Source organism: Stenotrophomonas sp. Steno-Z10-BAI (assembly GCF_056393115.1).
Window position 1 is genome coordinate 907,436 of record NZ_JBWJOZ010000001.1, and the last position, 14,405, is coordinate 921,840.

The window sequence follows — 14,405 nt, forward strand, 5'->3', positions numbered from 1 at the left end:
GCATGTTTCACTCACCATGTCCGCCTTCCCCTACCCCCCTGACAGCTTCGACCGCGCCATCCTGGCGATCCTGCAGCGCGACAACGCCACCCCACAGCGCGAGATCGCCGAGGCGGTGAGCCTCTCTGCCCCGGCGGTGCAGCGACGGATCAAGCGCCTGGAAGAGACCGGCATCATCCGTGGCAACGTCGCCGTGCTGGACCAGGCCCGGCTGGGCCGGCCGCTGACGATCATGGTCGAGCTCCGGGTCGCCAGCGAGCAACCACATCGGGTCGCGCCGTTCCGTCGCCGCGTGCAGGAGGACCCCGCCGTGCAGCAGTGCTACGCGATCACTGGCGACGCCGATTTCCTGCTGATCCTGACCGCCACCTCGATGGAAGAATACGAAGCGATCAGCGAGCGGCTGTTCGGCAACGACGACAACATCGAGCGCTTCCGCACCGCGGTGGCGCTGAGTACGCTCAAGCGCAGCCTGGCGGTTCCCCTCGCCGAGTGATCCGGGTCAGCGCGTGGCCGCCAGCGCGGCATCGAACAACGCCGTCGCTTCCGTGATCGCGGCCCCGTGGGTGGCCTGCTTGTCCGCCACCACCTGGCAGAGTGCACCGACGCGGGTCTGGCCCAGGGCGGTGCAGCTGGACAGGAAGTCGTAGTGCCCGACCGCGGGCAAGGTGGTCAGCCTCGCCTTCGGCAGTCCTGCGGCCGCGATGTCGCTGTTGGTGGCCGGTGAGGCCACCGTGTCGGCCGCACCGACGATGATCGATACCGGCTGGCTCACCTTCTCCAGTTCCTCCGGGGCGAAGGCCTGCACCATGGCCGGCGCGATCAGCACTACCGCACGTACCCCGGCAATGGCGCGGTCCTCACCGGCCTTGGCCACCCACGGGGCCAGTTCCGGTGTCGCCGCGGCGGTCATCCGACGCGCCAGGGTCAGTGACGGAGTCTCGGCCTGCGGCGCGCAGACGCCGTCGTCAGGATGCGCGCGGCAGAACGCCAGCAGCCGCTGCAGATCCGGGCGTGCGCCCGCGGCAACCAAGGCAGTGAACCCGCCAGCCGAATAGCCCGCGATGCCCAACCGCGTGGCATCGATCTCCGCCGCCAGCGCGGGGTCGGCCTGCACGGCAGCCAGCGCGGCAGCCAGGTCATCCACACGGTTCCACATCAGGATGCTGCCGGCCTCGGTCATCGGGTCCACCCCGTTGTTGCCGGGATGATCCACCGCGATCACCACATATCCGGCCCGCGCCATCGCGGTACCGAACCAGCCCATCATCCGTGCGCTGCCGCCGTTGCCGTGCGAGAGCAGCAGCACCGGCCAGCGTCCGTTGGCGATGGCGGCATCGGCGGCGGCCGTGCCCACCTCGAACAACGGCGCATCGGGCGGGCCGATCGTCAGCGCGGTTTCCTGCGCCCCGGGCTGTGCCGGGTACCACACGGTGTAGCGCACGCTGTCGCGGTGGTCGGCATCGCGCACGGCCGCACTGGGCGTATGTGCAACGCCGTGCCGCTCGCCGACGGGCGGCACGGCCCCAGCGGCAAACAGGGGCAGGCAGAGCGCCAGCAGCGCGGCACAACAACGGGCGGTCATTCGCATGGGTCACTCTCCTTGGGGTGCAACGTGTCGGCCAGCGGCAGCCAGATCTCCACACCGCCGTGGCCACTGCGGTCATCGAAGCGCGTGTCGTAGCGCTCCAGGTCCGGTGCGTCGGCCAGGGTCAGGCCGGACGCCGGCAGATAGTCATTCAACAACCAGAACCAGGTGGAGCGGATCGCGGAAATGTGCGCGGCATGCCAGGCCACCAGGTACTCGCGGGGCGCGATCGATATCGCCTGCCAGCCGGCGGGCACGGGCGCGGATGCACTGATCTCCACGCCGGCGATGTAGTCAAAGCCACCATCAACGTCATTGTTGCCGCACACACCAAAGGCGATCTCCGCGCCCAGCCCATGCGCCTCGTCCAGGCGCTGCCATTGCGAAGGAATCGATGCGACGGTCGCGGCGGTGTGGCGCGCACCGATCCCGGCCACGCGCAGTGCGCCACGGTGCACGCGATGCGGTTCGATCATGCAGGGTGTCGAGGAGTCGATCAGTTTCAATGCCTCGACCAGCACCACTCCGCCCAGCCCCTGCTCCCGCACCTGCTCGGGCGATCGCCCAAACTGCTCGGAGAATGCGCGGGTAAAGGCTGCATGCGAGGCGTAACCAGCAGCGATGGCCACCTCCAGGATGCCATCAGCCCCGGCCGCCAACTGATATGCGGCGTGGGTCAGCCGGCGGCCACGCAGATAGCGCACCACCGAGGTGCCGGTGCTGAGCTGGAACAGCCGCGAGAGATGGAACGGCGACAGGCCCACCACGCGGGCGATATCGGCCAGCGACGGGTTTTCAGCGAAGTGGCTTTCGATGTACCACAGGGCCCTGCGTGCCGCACCCATACCGCCAGATCCATGCCGATGAACGGGACCGCAGCGTAACCCAGCGCGCGCTACGCCATTTGATCGTTCTTGCTGTCCGCGGCAACGCGCCGCGCGTGTTGTCTCAGCCCCTCACCGCCGCTTCGATGGCCGCCACGTCGATCCTGCGCATGGTCATCATCGCCTCGAACGCGCGCCGGGCCACGGCGGGGTCCTTGCTGGTCACCGCGTCGGTCAGTACCCGCGGCGTGATCTGCCAGGACAGACCCCATTTATCGCGACACCAGCCACACGCACTTTCCTCGCCATCGTTGCCGACGATCGCAGCCCACAACCGGTCCGTTTCGGCCTGGTCATCGGTGGCGATCTGGAAGGAGAATGCTTCGCTGTGTTTGAACGCCGGCCCGCCGTTGAGCCCGATGCAGGGGATGCCGGCGACGGTGAAATCGACGGTGAGCACATCGCCCTGTTTGCCGGAGGGAAAATCGCTCGGCGCGTGGTGCACCGCGTGCACCGCACTGTCAGGGAAGGTGGCGGCGTAGAAGCTGGCGGCGTCCAGCGCGGTACCGTCGAACCAGAGGCAGATCGTGTTCTTGCTGACCATGGGCGTCTCCTGGAGCAGAGGATGGATTGCGCCCGCTTACGGTAGGCGCGCCGGTGTTAAGCCTGCGCGCGGGTGCCGCGTGGGTGTGCCGTGGATAGCGACGGCCCATGCTGCTCGCCCCCGCGTGCTGACCCCCGCCAAGATGAATACGCAGATACCCTGCCCACCATCATCGGGATCGATGAGATCGAATGCGGTTGATGATGCGAATGATTGCCGTTACCATAGTGTGATCCGGGTCGCGCAAGGGATGCGTACCCGTGAACAGTTATCGAGCCCGCGCCGGGTCACCGCCCCCGCCAGCCGCTTCCTGCCCCCACCCCGCTCCGCCGCAGGCCACCCAGGACGCCGGCCATGCCCGTTGCCGTCTTTCTGGAAACGCCGATGCCCCGCTACGCCCACGTGCTGTCCCGCCCGTCGATGCACCGTCGCCCGCTGCCGCAGGCCTTGATGGTGGCCCTGTGCGCCCTTGCCGTTGCGCCTGCGTTCGCGCAGGATGCGACCCCTGACGCCACCACCACCCTGGACAAGATCGTGGTCAAGGGCGAGCGCGCCGAAGGCTATTCGGTCCGCAGGACCTCGGCCGGTACCCGCTTCGATCTGGCCCCGCGCGAGATCCCGCAGTCGGTCAGCATCATCAGCCACCAGCGCATCGAGGATCAGAACCTCGATGACATCATCGACGTGCTGGCCAACACCACCGGCGTGAGCAGCACCCAGTCCGATACCGAGCGCACCGAGTTCTACGCGCGCGGTTTCTACATCGACAGCTACCAGTTCGACGGCCTGCCGACCCAGATGGTGCAGAACTGGAGCTACGGCGATTCCGGCCTGGATTTGGCCCTGTACGACCGCGTGGAAGTGGTGCGTGGCGCCACCGGCCTGCTGTCCGGCGCCGGCAACCCGTCCGCCTCGGTGAACCTGATCCGCAAGCACGCCGACAGCGCCGAGCTGACCGGCAACCTGTCGGTCAATGTCGGCAGCTGGGGCCGCACCCGCAGCACGGTGGATGTGACCACCCCGCTGAACGCCAGCGGCTCGGTGCGTGCGCGCGTGATCGGCAGCTACCTGGATACCGAATCGCAGATGGACCGCTACGACCAGCACAAGACGCTGGGCTATGCGGTGATCGATGCCGACCTGACCCCGGATACCCAGCTGAGCGTGGGCTATGACTACCAGCAGAAGCGCGCGAACGGCGCGACCTGGGGTGGCTTCCCGATGTGGTACTCCGACGGCACCCCCACACCGTACGACAAGACCTTCAGTGCGAACCCGGGGTGGACCTACTGGGATACCACCAGCAAGCGCCTGTTCGCCACGCTGGAACATGCTTTCGCCAATGACTGGAAGGTCAAGGTCGGTGCGACGCACGACAAGACCAATGCCAACGACAAGCTGTTCTACCCGTCCTACACCGCCTTCGACAAGGTCACCGGCAGCGGCATCACGCCAATGGCCGGCCTGTACAACACCGAGCGCAAGGTCGACAGCGTGGACGGCTTTGTGGAAGGCCCGTTCCAACTGTTCGGCCGCGAACACCAGTTCATGGCCGGCCTGAGCTACAACAAGCGCGAGTACGCCAACTACGGTGACTTCCAGGTCGGCGGCACCAATACCGCGTGGGGCCCGATCGACAACTATCTCAACTGGACCGGCAACATCCCGGAACCGAACTGGAACCCGCTGAGCCTGGCCAGCCAGGGCACCATCACCCAGAAGGCCGGCTACGCGGCGACCCGCCTGTCGTTGGCCGATCCGTTGAAGCTGATCCTGGGTGCTCGTTACACCGATTGGAAAAGCGAGGGCGAAGACGCGGACCGCTCGCACAAGGTCACCACGCCGTATGCCGGCCTGGTCTACGATCTCAACGACACGTATTCCACCTACGCCAGCTACACCGAGATCTTCCAGCCACAGACGCTGCGCACCAAGGCGGGCAGCTATCTGGACCCGGTCGATGGCAAGAGCTACGAGGTGGGCGTCAAGGGCGCGTGGTTCGATAACCGCCTGAACGCCTCGCTGGCCGTGTTCCGCATCGAGCAAGACAACGTCGGCCAGGCCACGATGGACAAGGTAGACGGTAACGAACTCGAAACGGCGTACATCGCCGCGCGCGGCACCGTCAGCCGCGGCGTTGAGTTCGAACTCAACGGTGAGCTTGCCCCGGGCTGGAACGCCACGTTTGGTGCGTCGCGCTACGTGGCCAAGGACATCAACGATGCGGACATCAACACCAACCTGCCGCAGACCACGCTCAAGCTGTTTACGAGCTACACCCCGCAGTCGCTCACCGCACTGACGGTCGGCGGCGGTGCCAACTGGCAGAACCGTATCTACTACCCGATCCCGGGGCTTGGCCGCTTCGAACAGGAAGGCTACGCGCTGGTCAGCGCCTTCGTGCGCTACCGCATCTCCCCGGAGTTCAGCGTGCAGGCCAACCTCAACAATCTGCTGGACAAGAAGTACCTCTCGCAGATCACCGGCTACGGTGCCTACGGCGATGGTCGCAATGGCGGCCTGACGTTTACCTGGTCGTTCTGATCGGTCATTGATCGTAACGCTTCAACAAAGGAGAACCGGGCATTGCCCGGCTCTCTGCGTCTTGCACGATGCGCAACGGACGCGCGGCGCCGCACGGCCAGACCTCGGTAGTGCCGGCCGCTGGCCGGCAGCCTCATGAACGATGAAAGTCCTGCCTGGTTGCCGGCCAGCGGCCGGCACTACGGCCTGGCGCGCAGCAGCGCCAACCCGAACCCGATGAAGATCGTGCCGACCACGCGGTCGAACACCTTGCGCAGCCCCGGCTTGGCCAGATAACCGGCCAGCCCGCGGCCGCCGGCGGCGTACACCCCGTACCAGAACATCTCCATCACCGCGAAGGTGCCCACCAGGATCACGAACTGCGGCAGCTGCGGCTGGGTGAGATCGACGAACTGCGGCAGGAACGCCGAGGCGAACAGCAGCAGCTTCGGGTTGCTGATGCCGATGATGAATCCATCGCGGAACAGCACGGTGCGTGAACTGGGCACCAGCGCCGAGGTGCTGCCGACGTCGATCGGCGCATCACCGCCGCGCCAGGCCTTGATCCCCAGGTACACCAGGTACGCCACGCCGGCGTAGCGCAGCACGTCGAACACCATCGGCGAGGCCTTGAGCACCGCGCCCAGCCCGGCGGCGGAGATCGCCAGGGCCAGTACCAGCGCGGTCAGGCAGCCGGCCATGGCGGCGATGCTGCGGCGGAAGCCGACGCGCACGCTGCGGGTCATCACGTGCAGCATGTTCGGGCCGGGCGTGCCGCACAGGACGAACACGGTCACGGCGAAGATCCACCAAGTATGCAGGTTCATGGCAATACAGTTCGAGAGAGAGGTAGTGCCGGCCGCTGGCCGGCAGCGCAATGATGCCTGACGGAAACAGCATCGGCAGGCCGGACTCGCGAGATGGCCGGTCCTCGCAACCGGGTTGTCCGCCCGGAACGCACCGGGGCGCCCTCACGGCGCCCCGGTGTGTCACCTCCGCATCAGCCCGCGATTAGAACCGCAGGTCCGCGCGCACGTACCAGTAGCGCCCGCGCGGGATGTCGTAGGTCGAGGCGTCATAGCCGTTGAGCGAGCACGACAGGCAGATCGGCGGATCCTTGTCGAACAAGTTGTTCAGGCCGGCGCTGAGCTGCAGCCCCTTCATCCAGTCGATCTTGTAGCCCACCTGCATGTCGTGGAAGGTGGTGGCCGACAGTTCGTTGGTGCCTTCGGCCTGGTTGCTGCAGATCGGGAAGGCGGCCACATCGCCGCACGCCTCGGTGAGCTTGGAGATGTGGCGCACCGTCCAGGAGGCGTTCCAGTTGGACAGGTTCCAGCTCAGCGTAGCATTGCTGGTCCACTCCGGGATCGAGCTGTCGGCCACTTCCACACCCGGCTCCTGCGGCTGCTTCTGCCCGGCGGCCCCCAACGCCTCGTAGCGGCCGACGAAGGTGTTCTGCCAACCGAGCTTGAACTGCCCGATCTCCGTCTGCGGCAGGGTCCAGAACAGATCCACATCCCAGCCATCGGTCTTGATCGAGCCCAGGTTGGTCAGCCGGTTGTTGAAGCTGCTGACCGCCCCGGTGGAGGCGCGCGTGATGCCACTGCAGTACAGCGGGTCCAGCGTGTCCACGCACAGATCAAGCTGGGTCTGCGCGTTGATCGCCTGGATCGCGCCTTCGATGTGGTGGCGGTAGAACGTCACCTCGACATCGAAGCGCTCCGACCAGGACGCGTTGCTGCCGAACCACGGGCTCCACACGAAGCCGGCGCTGAAGCTGCGCGAGCGCTCCGGATCCAGTTCCGCGTTGCCGCCGGTGGTGACCGAGATCTGCGAGTTGGCCTGCTGGAAACCGCCCGGCACGCCGAGTGCGGCACAGTTGGCGGCACTGCCGCGCGGCGGCGTGCCCCCCAGCCCGACCGAGCAGGGATCGAACAGCTGCAGATCGGCACGCGCGGCCGAGCCATACAGCTCGCCGATGGACGGTGCGCGGAAGCCTTCGGCGTAGCTGGTGCGCAGCACGAAGTCATTGGTCACCTGCCAGCGCAGGCCGTACTTCGGGGTGAACTCGCCACCAAACGTGGAGTAATCCGAGTAGCGCCCCGCAAGGCTCAGGTCGAGTTTTTCGCCGAGCGCGCTCTTGGCGAAGATCGGCACGCTCAGCTCCAGGTAGGCCTCGTTGACATCGTAGGAACCGGCGGTCGGCAGCGAGGGCACGCCGTTGTAGTGGCCGATCACGGTCAGCGGATCCGGATCGTAGCGGCCCTCGTACTTGCGGTACTCATAGCCGGTGGCGAACGAGACCGGGCCGGCCGGCAGGGTGAACAGCTCGCTGCTCAGGTTGGCGGTGAACAGGCTCAGCTCGTTCTGGCTGCGGTCACGCACTACTGGCTGGATCCAGCGCAGCATCTCCGGGGTGATCGAGCCGACCCCACCGAAAATGTTCAGCGGTACGCAGCCGGGGGTGGCCGCACAGATCGCCGGATCGCCCAGCGCCATGTTGACCTTGTAGATGTCGTAGCTGCCGTAGTTGGTCTGCTCGGCCTTGTTCTTGCTGTACATGCCGTTGAGGTCCCAGAACCAGCTGCGATCCGCGGCCTGGAACTGGCCGACCAGGCCGGTGGCGAAGTACTGGGTGTTGACCTCCTGCTCGAACACGCGCGCGCCGCCTTCAACAGGGCGACGGCCGATCAGGCTCATGTTGCCCGAGGCGGCCAGATCGAAGCCGAACGGGTTGTACGGGTTGAGGCCGGAGACCACGATGTTGTCGGCCAGCGGGTTGCCGGTGGCGCCATCGGGGCCGAAGAACAGCGGCTCCGGACCGGCCTGGTTGGTGGACTCGCGGCGATTGCCAAGCGCCTTGATATACCACTGGATGTCGTCGGTGAGATCGAAGCGGAACTGGCCGAAGATGCCTTTCCGCTCGGACGGGGTGAGCACCAGGTTGTACTCGGCGAAGTTGAAGCGGTCGGCCGAGGTGAAGCAGTGATAATCATCACTGCGGTCGCAGCCGGCGCTGCCGTCGTAACGCGGGCTGCTTACGCCGGTATTGGGTACGATGTCCTGTACCGCCCCGGTGGCGGGATCGACGAACTTGAAGCGCCCCTGCGGAATGCCACCACTGCCGAAGGCCAGCCCGGTGCCGGGAATCGGGAAGCGCGACTGCTCGCGATCGCGCGCATACACCGGGTCCTGCTTGGTCCAGCTCGCCCCCAGGAACAGGGTGTAGCGGTCACCGCTGGTGCCCCAGGCCAGGTCCACGCCCTTCTGGGTGCCATCGCCCTTGGTGTACTCGCCATAGTTCATCGTCACCTGAGCGCCGTCGAATTCACGGCGGGTGATGATGTTGACCACACCGGCGATCGCGTCGGAGCCATACAGTGATGAAGCGCCGTCTTCGAGCACTTCGATGCGCTCGACGATGGCCAGCGGAATGGTGTTCAGATCGGTCGCCGCGCCCACGCCGGACGCGGAAGATTCATTGACCCAGCGGATGCCATCGACCAGCACCAGCACGCGCTTGGCGCCCAGGTGACGCAGATCGACCTGGGCCGACCCCGCACCCACGCCACTGCCATCGGGTGGGAAGCCGAAGTTGCCCGAGGAATTGAATTTCGCATTGAGCGCCGAGCCGGAGCCGGTCAGCTGCTGCAGCACGTCGCCGATCGAGGTCAGGCCGGTGCGCTCGATCTCGGTGCGGGTCAGGGTCTGGATCGGCACCTGCCCTTCCACTTCGGCCCGCTTGATACGGCTGCCGGTCACTTCCACCCGGTCCAGATCCGTCGTACTGCGTGGCGCGTCCTGCGCGCTGGCCAGGGCCGGTGCAGCCAGCAGCAGGCACAGCGATACGGCGACCGCCAACGGGCGGTGATGCAGGTTGTTCATTCGCTCTCTCTCCAAAGGAATGTTGGGCGGGACTGCCGCTCCCCCCTGCATGGCGGCAGTGTCTCCTTTGTAAACAACCTGTAAATGTGAAGGAGTGACGTGCGCCTCGCTTTCACGGGGAATCGACAAAGCCGACTGTGCGCGGGCGCGGCTATGGGGCAGCGTGTGTGCGGTCTGTGCGAGCGCACATGCTGCTGTTTTCGAGGGATATTGACGGCATCCGGGGCGGTCGTCGTGCCGCTGCTGCGCGAACGCCGTCCGCGTGATGTCGGGACTCTGGTGACGACTGGGAACCTCGGCGATTGCGCTGGCCAGCGCGTCGGAATCGGCTTCCGTGCGCAGCCGTCGAGGGTCGTTGGCATGGCGTCCAGATGCGCCGCCGCACGTCGATGCGATGGGGTCTGGAGCGGCGCGTGTTTCCAACATCCCTGGTCACCGGTGGAGCGATGGACCGGTGTGCGAATGGACCGCCCCAGCGGCGCCCGTTCATCCTCGAGTCGGATTGCCCTCACCGCCTTTCACCGGCCCCCGTTATGCTTTCCGCATGACTCGACTTCCCCTCTATTTCTTCAGCGCGACCGTCCTGCTGGCCTGCACCGGGGTCAGCCCGGTGGCCGATGCCCAGAACCTGGATGCCCAGCGCGCGCAGCTCAAGGCCGTGATCGACAATGCCGAGCGCGGCCAGTTCGATCCTGCCCAGGCAGCGGCACTGAGCAAGCACCCGCTGTATGGCTGGGTGGAGTTCGCCAATCTGCGGCGCAACATCGATACCGTCAGCAACGTGCAGGCGCAGGATTTCCTGAAGCGCTACAACGGCCAGGCGGTAGCCACCAGCTTCCGCAACGTATGGCTGCCGGCGGTGGCGCGGCGCCAGGACTGGCCGACCCTGCTGGCCAACTGGACCGACACGACCAACGTCGGCCTGCGCTGCGCCCAGCTCAATGCACGCCAGGCTACCGGCAAGGCCGACGCGCAGTGGGTCAGCGAGGCGCAGGCGATCTGGCGCAGCACCGGCAAATCCTTGCCTGATGCCTGCGACCCCGTGTTCGCGGTGCTGGATGCCAAGGGCGGCATGAACGCCGAGCTGCGCTGGGCACGCATCGATGCCGCTGCCGATGAGCAGCAGCCGGCGGTGATGCGCAGTGCCGCGCGCGGGCTGCCGGCCGCCGATCTGGCCCTGGCCAACACCTATGCCGCCTTCGTCGACAAGCCCAATGCCAGCGCGCTGAACTGGCCGCGCAATGAGCGCAGCCGGCGGATCGCCACCGATGGCCTGGCTAAACTGGCCAAGGCCGACCCGGGGGCCACCGAACAGCAGTTGCCGCAGTACGCCGACGCGCTGCAGCTGAGCGCCGCGCAGCGCGCGCAGGTGCTGTACCAGATCGCGCTGTGGACGGTGGCTTCCTACGGTCCGGACTCCGCCCGTCGCCTCAATGCGGTGCCCGAATCGGCGTATGACGAGCGTCTGCACGAATGGCGTGCGCGCGAAGCGCTGTCGCGCGGCGACTGGCCGGCGGCGCTGACCGCGATCCGCAAGATGGGCCCGACCCAGCGCGCCGACTCGCGCTGGCGCTATTTCGAAGCGCGCATGCTGGACAAGACCGGCAAACGCAGCGAAGCGCAGGCGGCCTTCCGTGAGGCCGCCCGCGCGGCCACCTTCCATGGCTTCCTGGCGGCCGACCAGCTCGGCCAGAACTACACGCTGTGCCCGTGGGAACCCAACGACAGCGCCCAGGCGCAGGCGGCGGTCGCGCGTGACCCGGCGATCGTGCGGGCGATGGAACTGTTCAAGATCGAACGGGCGGGCTGGGCCGTGGCCGAGTGGAATGATGCGCTGAGCCGTTACGACAACACACAGCGTCGTCTCGCCGTGGAAGTCGCCCGCGACAACGGCTGGTTCGACCGTGCGGTGTTCTCGCTTGGCAAGACCCCGGACGAGCAGCGCCTGTATTCGCTGCGCTTCCCGCTGCACCACGACGACAGCATCCGCCGCGAGTCCGCACGCAATGCCATCGATCCGGCCTGGGTGGCCGCGGAAATCCGCGCCGAGAGCATCTTCAACCCGAAGGCCCGCTCACCGGCCAACGCCATGGGCCTGATGCAGGTCCTGCCCGCCACCGGTGCGGCAGTGGCCAAGTCAATCGGCCTGACCAACTACGGCGGCGCTGCCAGCCTCTACGACCCCGATACCAACATTGCCATCGGCACGGCCTACCTGCGCCAGCTGATGAACAAGTACGAGGGCCTGCCCTACGTCACCATTGCCGCCTACAACGCCGGCCCGACCCCGACCGCCCGCTGGCAGTCGCAGCGTCCGGGGTTCGATCCGGACATCTGGATCGAGACGATCAGCTACAAGGAAACCCGCGAGTACGTCGCGCGCATCCTGGCCTTCAGCGTGATCTACGACTGGCGCTTGAACGGTGACGCGCTGCCGGTGACCGACCGCATGAACGGCCGCCTGCAGGCCAAGCGCAAGACCTTCGCCTGCGCGGCCAACGCCGACAAGGGCGGGGATTGAGCGGACTGACGATTATCATGGCCGCATGAAGATCTATCTGGTGGGCGGCGCCGTGCGTGACCGCCTCTTGCAGTGTCCACCCGGCGACCGCGACTGGGTCGTGGTCGGGGCCACCCAGGCGCAGATGGACGCGCAGGGGTACAAGGCCGTGGGCCGCGATTTCCCGGTGTTCCTGCATCCGGATACCGGTGAGGAATATGCGCTGGCCCGCACCGAGCGCAAGTCCGGCCGCGGCTACCGCGGCTTCGTGGTCGATGCCGATCCCGCTGTGACGCTGGAGGAGGACCTGCAGCGTCGCGATTTCACCATCAACGCGATCGCCTGCGATGAAGCCACCGGTGCGTTGGTGGATCCGTATGGCGGCGTGGGTGATATCCAACAGCGCGTGCTGCGCCACGTCGGCCCGGCCTTCGTCGAGGATCCCCTGCGGGTGCTGCGTGCGGCCCGCTTCATGGCGCGCTTTGCGCCCCTCGGCTTCACCGTCGCCGCCGAGACGATGGCCCTGATGCGGGAGGTCGCCGCCAGTGGCGAGCTCGATGCGCTGGTGCCCGAACGCGTCTGGCAGGAGCTGAGGCGTGCCCTCGCCTCCGCGCGGCCGTCCGCGTTCCTGCGCACGCTGCATGACGCCCATGCCCTGGGCGCGGTCCTGCCCGAGCTGGAGGCGCTGTATGGCGTGCCACAGCGCGCGGAGTTCCACCCGGAAGTGGATACCGGCGTGCACCAGGAAATGGTCAGCGACATGGCCGCGCAGCTGGCCCCGGGCGATGACCTGATCGGCTTCGCCGCGCTGACCCACGACCTCGGCAAAGGCCTGACCCCACCGGCCGAATGGCCGCGGCACATCATGCATGAGCAGCGTGGCGTCGCCCCGCTGCGTGGATTGGCCGAACGCCTGAAGGTGCCGGTCGATCACCGCCAGCTGGCCGAAGCCGTCTGCCGCGACCATCTCAACGTGCACCGCATCGATGAGTTGCGCGATGCCACCGTGCTGGAGCTGCTCGGCCGCTGCGATGGGTTCCGCCGGCCCGAACGCATCGCGCAGATCGCGCTGTGCTGCGAAGCCGACAAGCGCGGCCGGCTGGGCTTCGAGGCCAGCGACTACCCGCAGGGTGAAACGCTCAAGCGCCTGCACCAGGCAGCGCTTGCCGTGCAGGCGCGCGATCTGGATCTGACCGGGCTGAAGGGGCCGGCGGTGGGGGAAGCGCTGGCCAAGGCGCGGGTGAAGGCCATCAGCGCGGTGCGTACGCGCTGATCGACGGCTGGGATGACGCCTCAGGTGGCGCGGGCGCACGCCGGTTGCGCCAGCAGCCAGTCCCTTGCGGCCGCCGCAGCATCCTCGCCCTCACCGATCACCACATCCGGCGCGATCTTCCTGCCATCGCCCTGGCCGTTGCGATCGACCATGACGTTGCCGGTGACCAGCAAGGCGCTTCCATCAGGCAGCAGCTCGGTCCGGTTACCCGTGGAGACGCCTGCCGTGGGCTGGCCGAAGCTACGGGTGTTGGCACGCCCACGGAACGCCAGTGCCGTCGCCTCTCCCGCGCTGGCGGTGCGCGGCCCGAACAGCACCGCCACCGGTGCGCCGGGATGACGCAGCCGATACGCGGCCGCGCCAACATCCAGCAGGTTCTTCTGCTCCAACCACACCACGCCGCCGTGCAAGAACCAGGACCGCTCCGAGCCGGCCGTGGTGAACGCACCTACCCGCGGTGCATTGCCGCCCGCGTCTTCCAGCAAGGGCGCCAGGCCGAGCAACATCGGCCACATGTTGCCGCCGGTGTTGCGCCGCAGGTCGACCACCCAGCCGCATCGCTCCGCGCGGTCCTTGCTGCGGATGGCGTCCTGCAGCGTGCCTGCAAACGCAACACTCGCCCGCTGCCAGGCCACGCTGTCGCCCGGTCCACCACCGCTGAAGGCGCCCACCGTCATCCAGCCGATGCGCCGGCCGACCGTATCCATATCGCGCTGCTGGTCAGTGCGTTGCTGCTTGGCGCGGTGCTCGTGTGTGCGCTGCGTTGCCGGCGGTGGCTGGGATCCCGCCACGGTGGCGCGGCTTGAAGAGGACTGCAGCAACGGGTAGCTCGCCGGCAGCCACCGCCCATGCCCCCCACTGCTCACGACAATGGCATCGCGCAACAGCGGCCAGGTCTTGGCGGGATCAGCATCGGGAGCCTGCAGGCGGGTGCGCAGCGCCTGCCAATCGACCTTGTCGCGGTACAGCGCCTCGCGCTCCAGCACCGCCACGATCCGCAGCTGTACCGGGGGCGCAGGCATCTCCTGTGCGTTCGCCATCGGTGCAAGCAGCACACCGGCCAGCAGCGCCGGGCGCGTACAACGAGACCGCAGGAACATCACCATCGCGCTACATCCGTGTAGTTGAGCAGGCCGCAGCATATCGCTGCACACGGCCACAAGAACAGCGCGCGTCCTCCGCCCTGGCGACCGGTCAGCCCGAAATGA

General features: G+C 67.2%; 10 protein-coding genes. 4 read left to right on the plus strand and 6 right to left on the minus strand.

The window, feature by feature from the left end:
- Positions 1 to 16 precede the first annotated feature (16 nt).
- Positions 17 to 496 (plus strand): Lrp/AsnC family transcriptional regulator, encoded by a 480-nt coding sequence (locus tag AC06E9_RS04140; RefSeq protein ID WP_478055513.1) that lies wholly within the window; start codon positions 17 to 19, stop codon positions 494 to 496.
- A gap of 6 nt (positions 497 to 502) precedes the next feature.
- Here the strand turns inward: AC06E9_RS04140 and AC06E9_RS04145 are convergent, their stop codons facing one another.
- From AC06E9_RS04145 to AC06E9_RS04155, 3 genes are all read right to left on the minus strand, one after another.
- Positions 503 to 1,591 carry an alpha/beta hydrolase family protein gene (locus tag AC06E9_RS04145; RefSeq protein WP_259462120.1) on the minus strand — a complete coding sequence of 363 codons (1,089 nt, stop codon included), beginning with the start codon at positions 1,589 to 1,591 and terminating at the stop codon, positions 503 to 505.
- The gene (locus AC06E9_RS04150) at positions 1,582 to 2,433 is read right to left on the minus strand and encodes an AraC family transcriptional regulator (RefSeq protein WP_478055514.1); all 852 of its coding nucleotides are present in this window, start codon (positions 2,431 to 2,433) and stop codon (positions 1,582 to 1,584) included. Before AC06E9_RS04150 ends, AC06E9_RS04145 begins: the two co-directional genes overlap by 10 nt.
- A 103-nt stretch (positions 2,434 to 2,536) precedes the next feature.
- Positions 2,537 to 3,016 (minus strand): VOC family protein, encoded by a 480-nt coding sequence (locus tag AC06E9_RS04155; RefSeq protein ID WP_121039810.1) that lies wholly within the window; start codon positions 3,014 to 3,016, stop codon positions 2,537 to 2,539.
- A 384-nt stretch (positions 3,017 to 3,400) separates the two neighbouring features.
- Between AC06E9_RS04155 and fhuE the strand changes: the two genes are divergently transcribed.
- Positions 3,401 to 5,560 (plus strand): ferric-rhodotorulic acid/ferric-coprogen receptor FhuE, encoded by a 2,160-nt coding sequence (gene fhuE, locus AC06E9_RS04160; protein WP_478055592.1) that lies wholly within the window; start codon positions 3,401 to 3,403, stop codon positions 5,558 to 5,560.
- A 179-nt stretch (positions 5,561 to 5,739) separates the two neighbouring features.
- Here the strand turns inward: fhuE and AC06E9_RS04165 are convergent, their stop codons facing one another.
- Both AC06E9_RS04165 and AC06E9_RS04170 read right to left on the minus strand, forming a co-directional pair.
- Positions 5,740 to 6,366 (minus strand): LysE family translocator, encoded by a 627-nt coding sequence (locus AC06E9_RS04165; protein ID WP_152152247.1) that lies wholly within the window; start codon positions 6,364 to 6,366, stop codon positions 5,740 to 5,742.
- Between the two features lie 184 nt (positions 6,367 to 6,550).
- On the minus strand, positions 6,551 to 9,424 hold the full coding sequence (locus tag AC06E9_RS04170; protein ID WP_478055515.1) for a TonB-dependent receptor: 2,874 nt from the start codon (positions 9,422 to 9,424) through the stop codon (positions 6,551 to 6,553).
- Between the two features lie 544 nt (positions 9,425 to 9,968).
- On the opposite strand from AC06E9_RS04170, the gene AC06E9_RS04175 reads away from it, so the two are divergent.
- On the plus strand, positions 9,969 to 11,945 hold the full coding sequence (locus tag AC06E9_RS04175; protein WP_282263889.1) for a transglycosylase SLT domain-containing protein: 1,977 nt from the start codon (positions 9,969 to 9,971) through the stop codon (positions 11,943 to 11,945).
- A 25-nt stretch (positions 11,946 to 11,970) separates the two neighbouring features.
- A complete protein-coding gene (locus AC06E9_RS04180) occupies positions 11,971 to 13,197 on the plus strand; it encodes a multifunctional CCA addition/repair protein (protein ID WP_461770282.1) in 1,227 nt (408 codons plus the stop codon).
- A gap of 20 nt (positions 13,198 to 13,217) precedes the next feature.
- On the opposite strand, the gene AC06E9_RS04185 is transcribed toward AC06E9_RS04180, so the two are convergent.
- Positions 13,218 to 14,303, minus strand: a complete 1,086-nt coding sequence (locus AC06E9_RS04185) for a S41 family peptidase (RefSeq protein WP_478055516.1) — start codon at positions 14,301 to 14,303, stop codon at positions 13,218 to 13,220.
- Positions 14,304 to 14,405: the final 102 nt, after the last annotated feature.

Excerpts from the sequence above, each read along its gene's own strand:
- AC06E9_RS04140 (WP_478055513.1), top strand. The coding sequence starts at position 17 with ATGTCCGCCTTCCCCTACCCCCCTGACAGCTTCGACCGCGCCATCCTG.
- AC06E9_RS04180 (WP_461770282.1), top strand. The coding sequence starts at position 11,971 with ATGAAGATCTATCTGGTGGGCGGCGCCGTGCGTGACCGCCTCTTGCAG.
- AC06E9_RS04145 (WP_259462120.1), bottom strand. The coding sequence starts at position 1,591 with ATGCGAATGACCGCCCGTTGTTGTGCCGCGCTGCTGGCGCTCTGCCTG.
- AC06E9_RS04175 (WP_282263889.1), top strand. The coding sequence starts at position 9,969 with ATGACTCGACTTCCCCTCTATTTCTTCAGCGCGACCGTCCTGCTGGCC.
- fhuE (WP_478055592.1), top strand. The coding sequence starts at position 3,401 with ATGCCCCGCTACGCCCACGTGCTGTCCCGCCCGTCGATGCACCGTCGC.
- AC06E9_RS04155 (WP_121039810.1), bottom strand. The coding sequence starts at position 3,016 with ATGGTCAGCAAGAACACGATCTGCCTCTGGTTCGACGGTACCGCGCTG.
- AC06E9_RS04165 (WP_152152247.1), bottom strand. The coding sequence starts at position 6,366 with ATGAACCTGCATACTTGGTGGATCTTCGCCGTGACCGTGTTCGTCCTG.
- AC06E9_RS04150 (WP_478055514.1), bottom strand. The coding sequence starts at position 2,433 with ATGGGTGCGGCACGCAGGGCCCTGTGGTACATCGAAAGCCACTTCGCT.
- AC06E9_RS04170 (WP_478055515.1), bottom strand. The coding sequence starts at position 9,424 with ATGAACAACCTGCATCACCGCCCGTTGGCGGTCGCCGTATCGCTGTGC.
- AC06E9_RS04185 (WP_478055516.1), bottom strand. The coding sequence starts at position 14,303 with ATGGTGATGTTCCTGCGGTCTCGTTGTACGCGCCCGGCGCTGCTGGCC.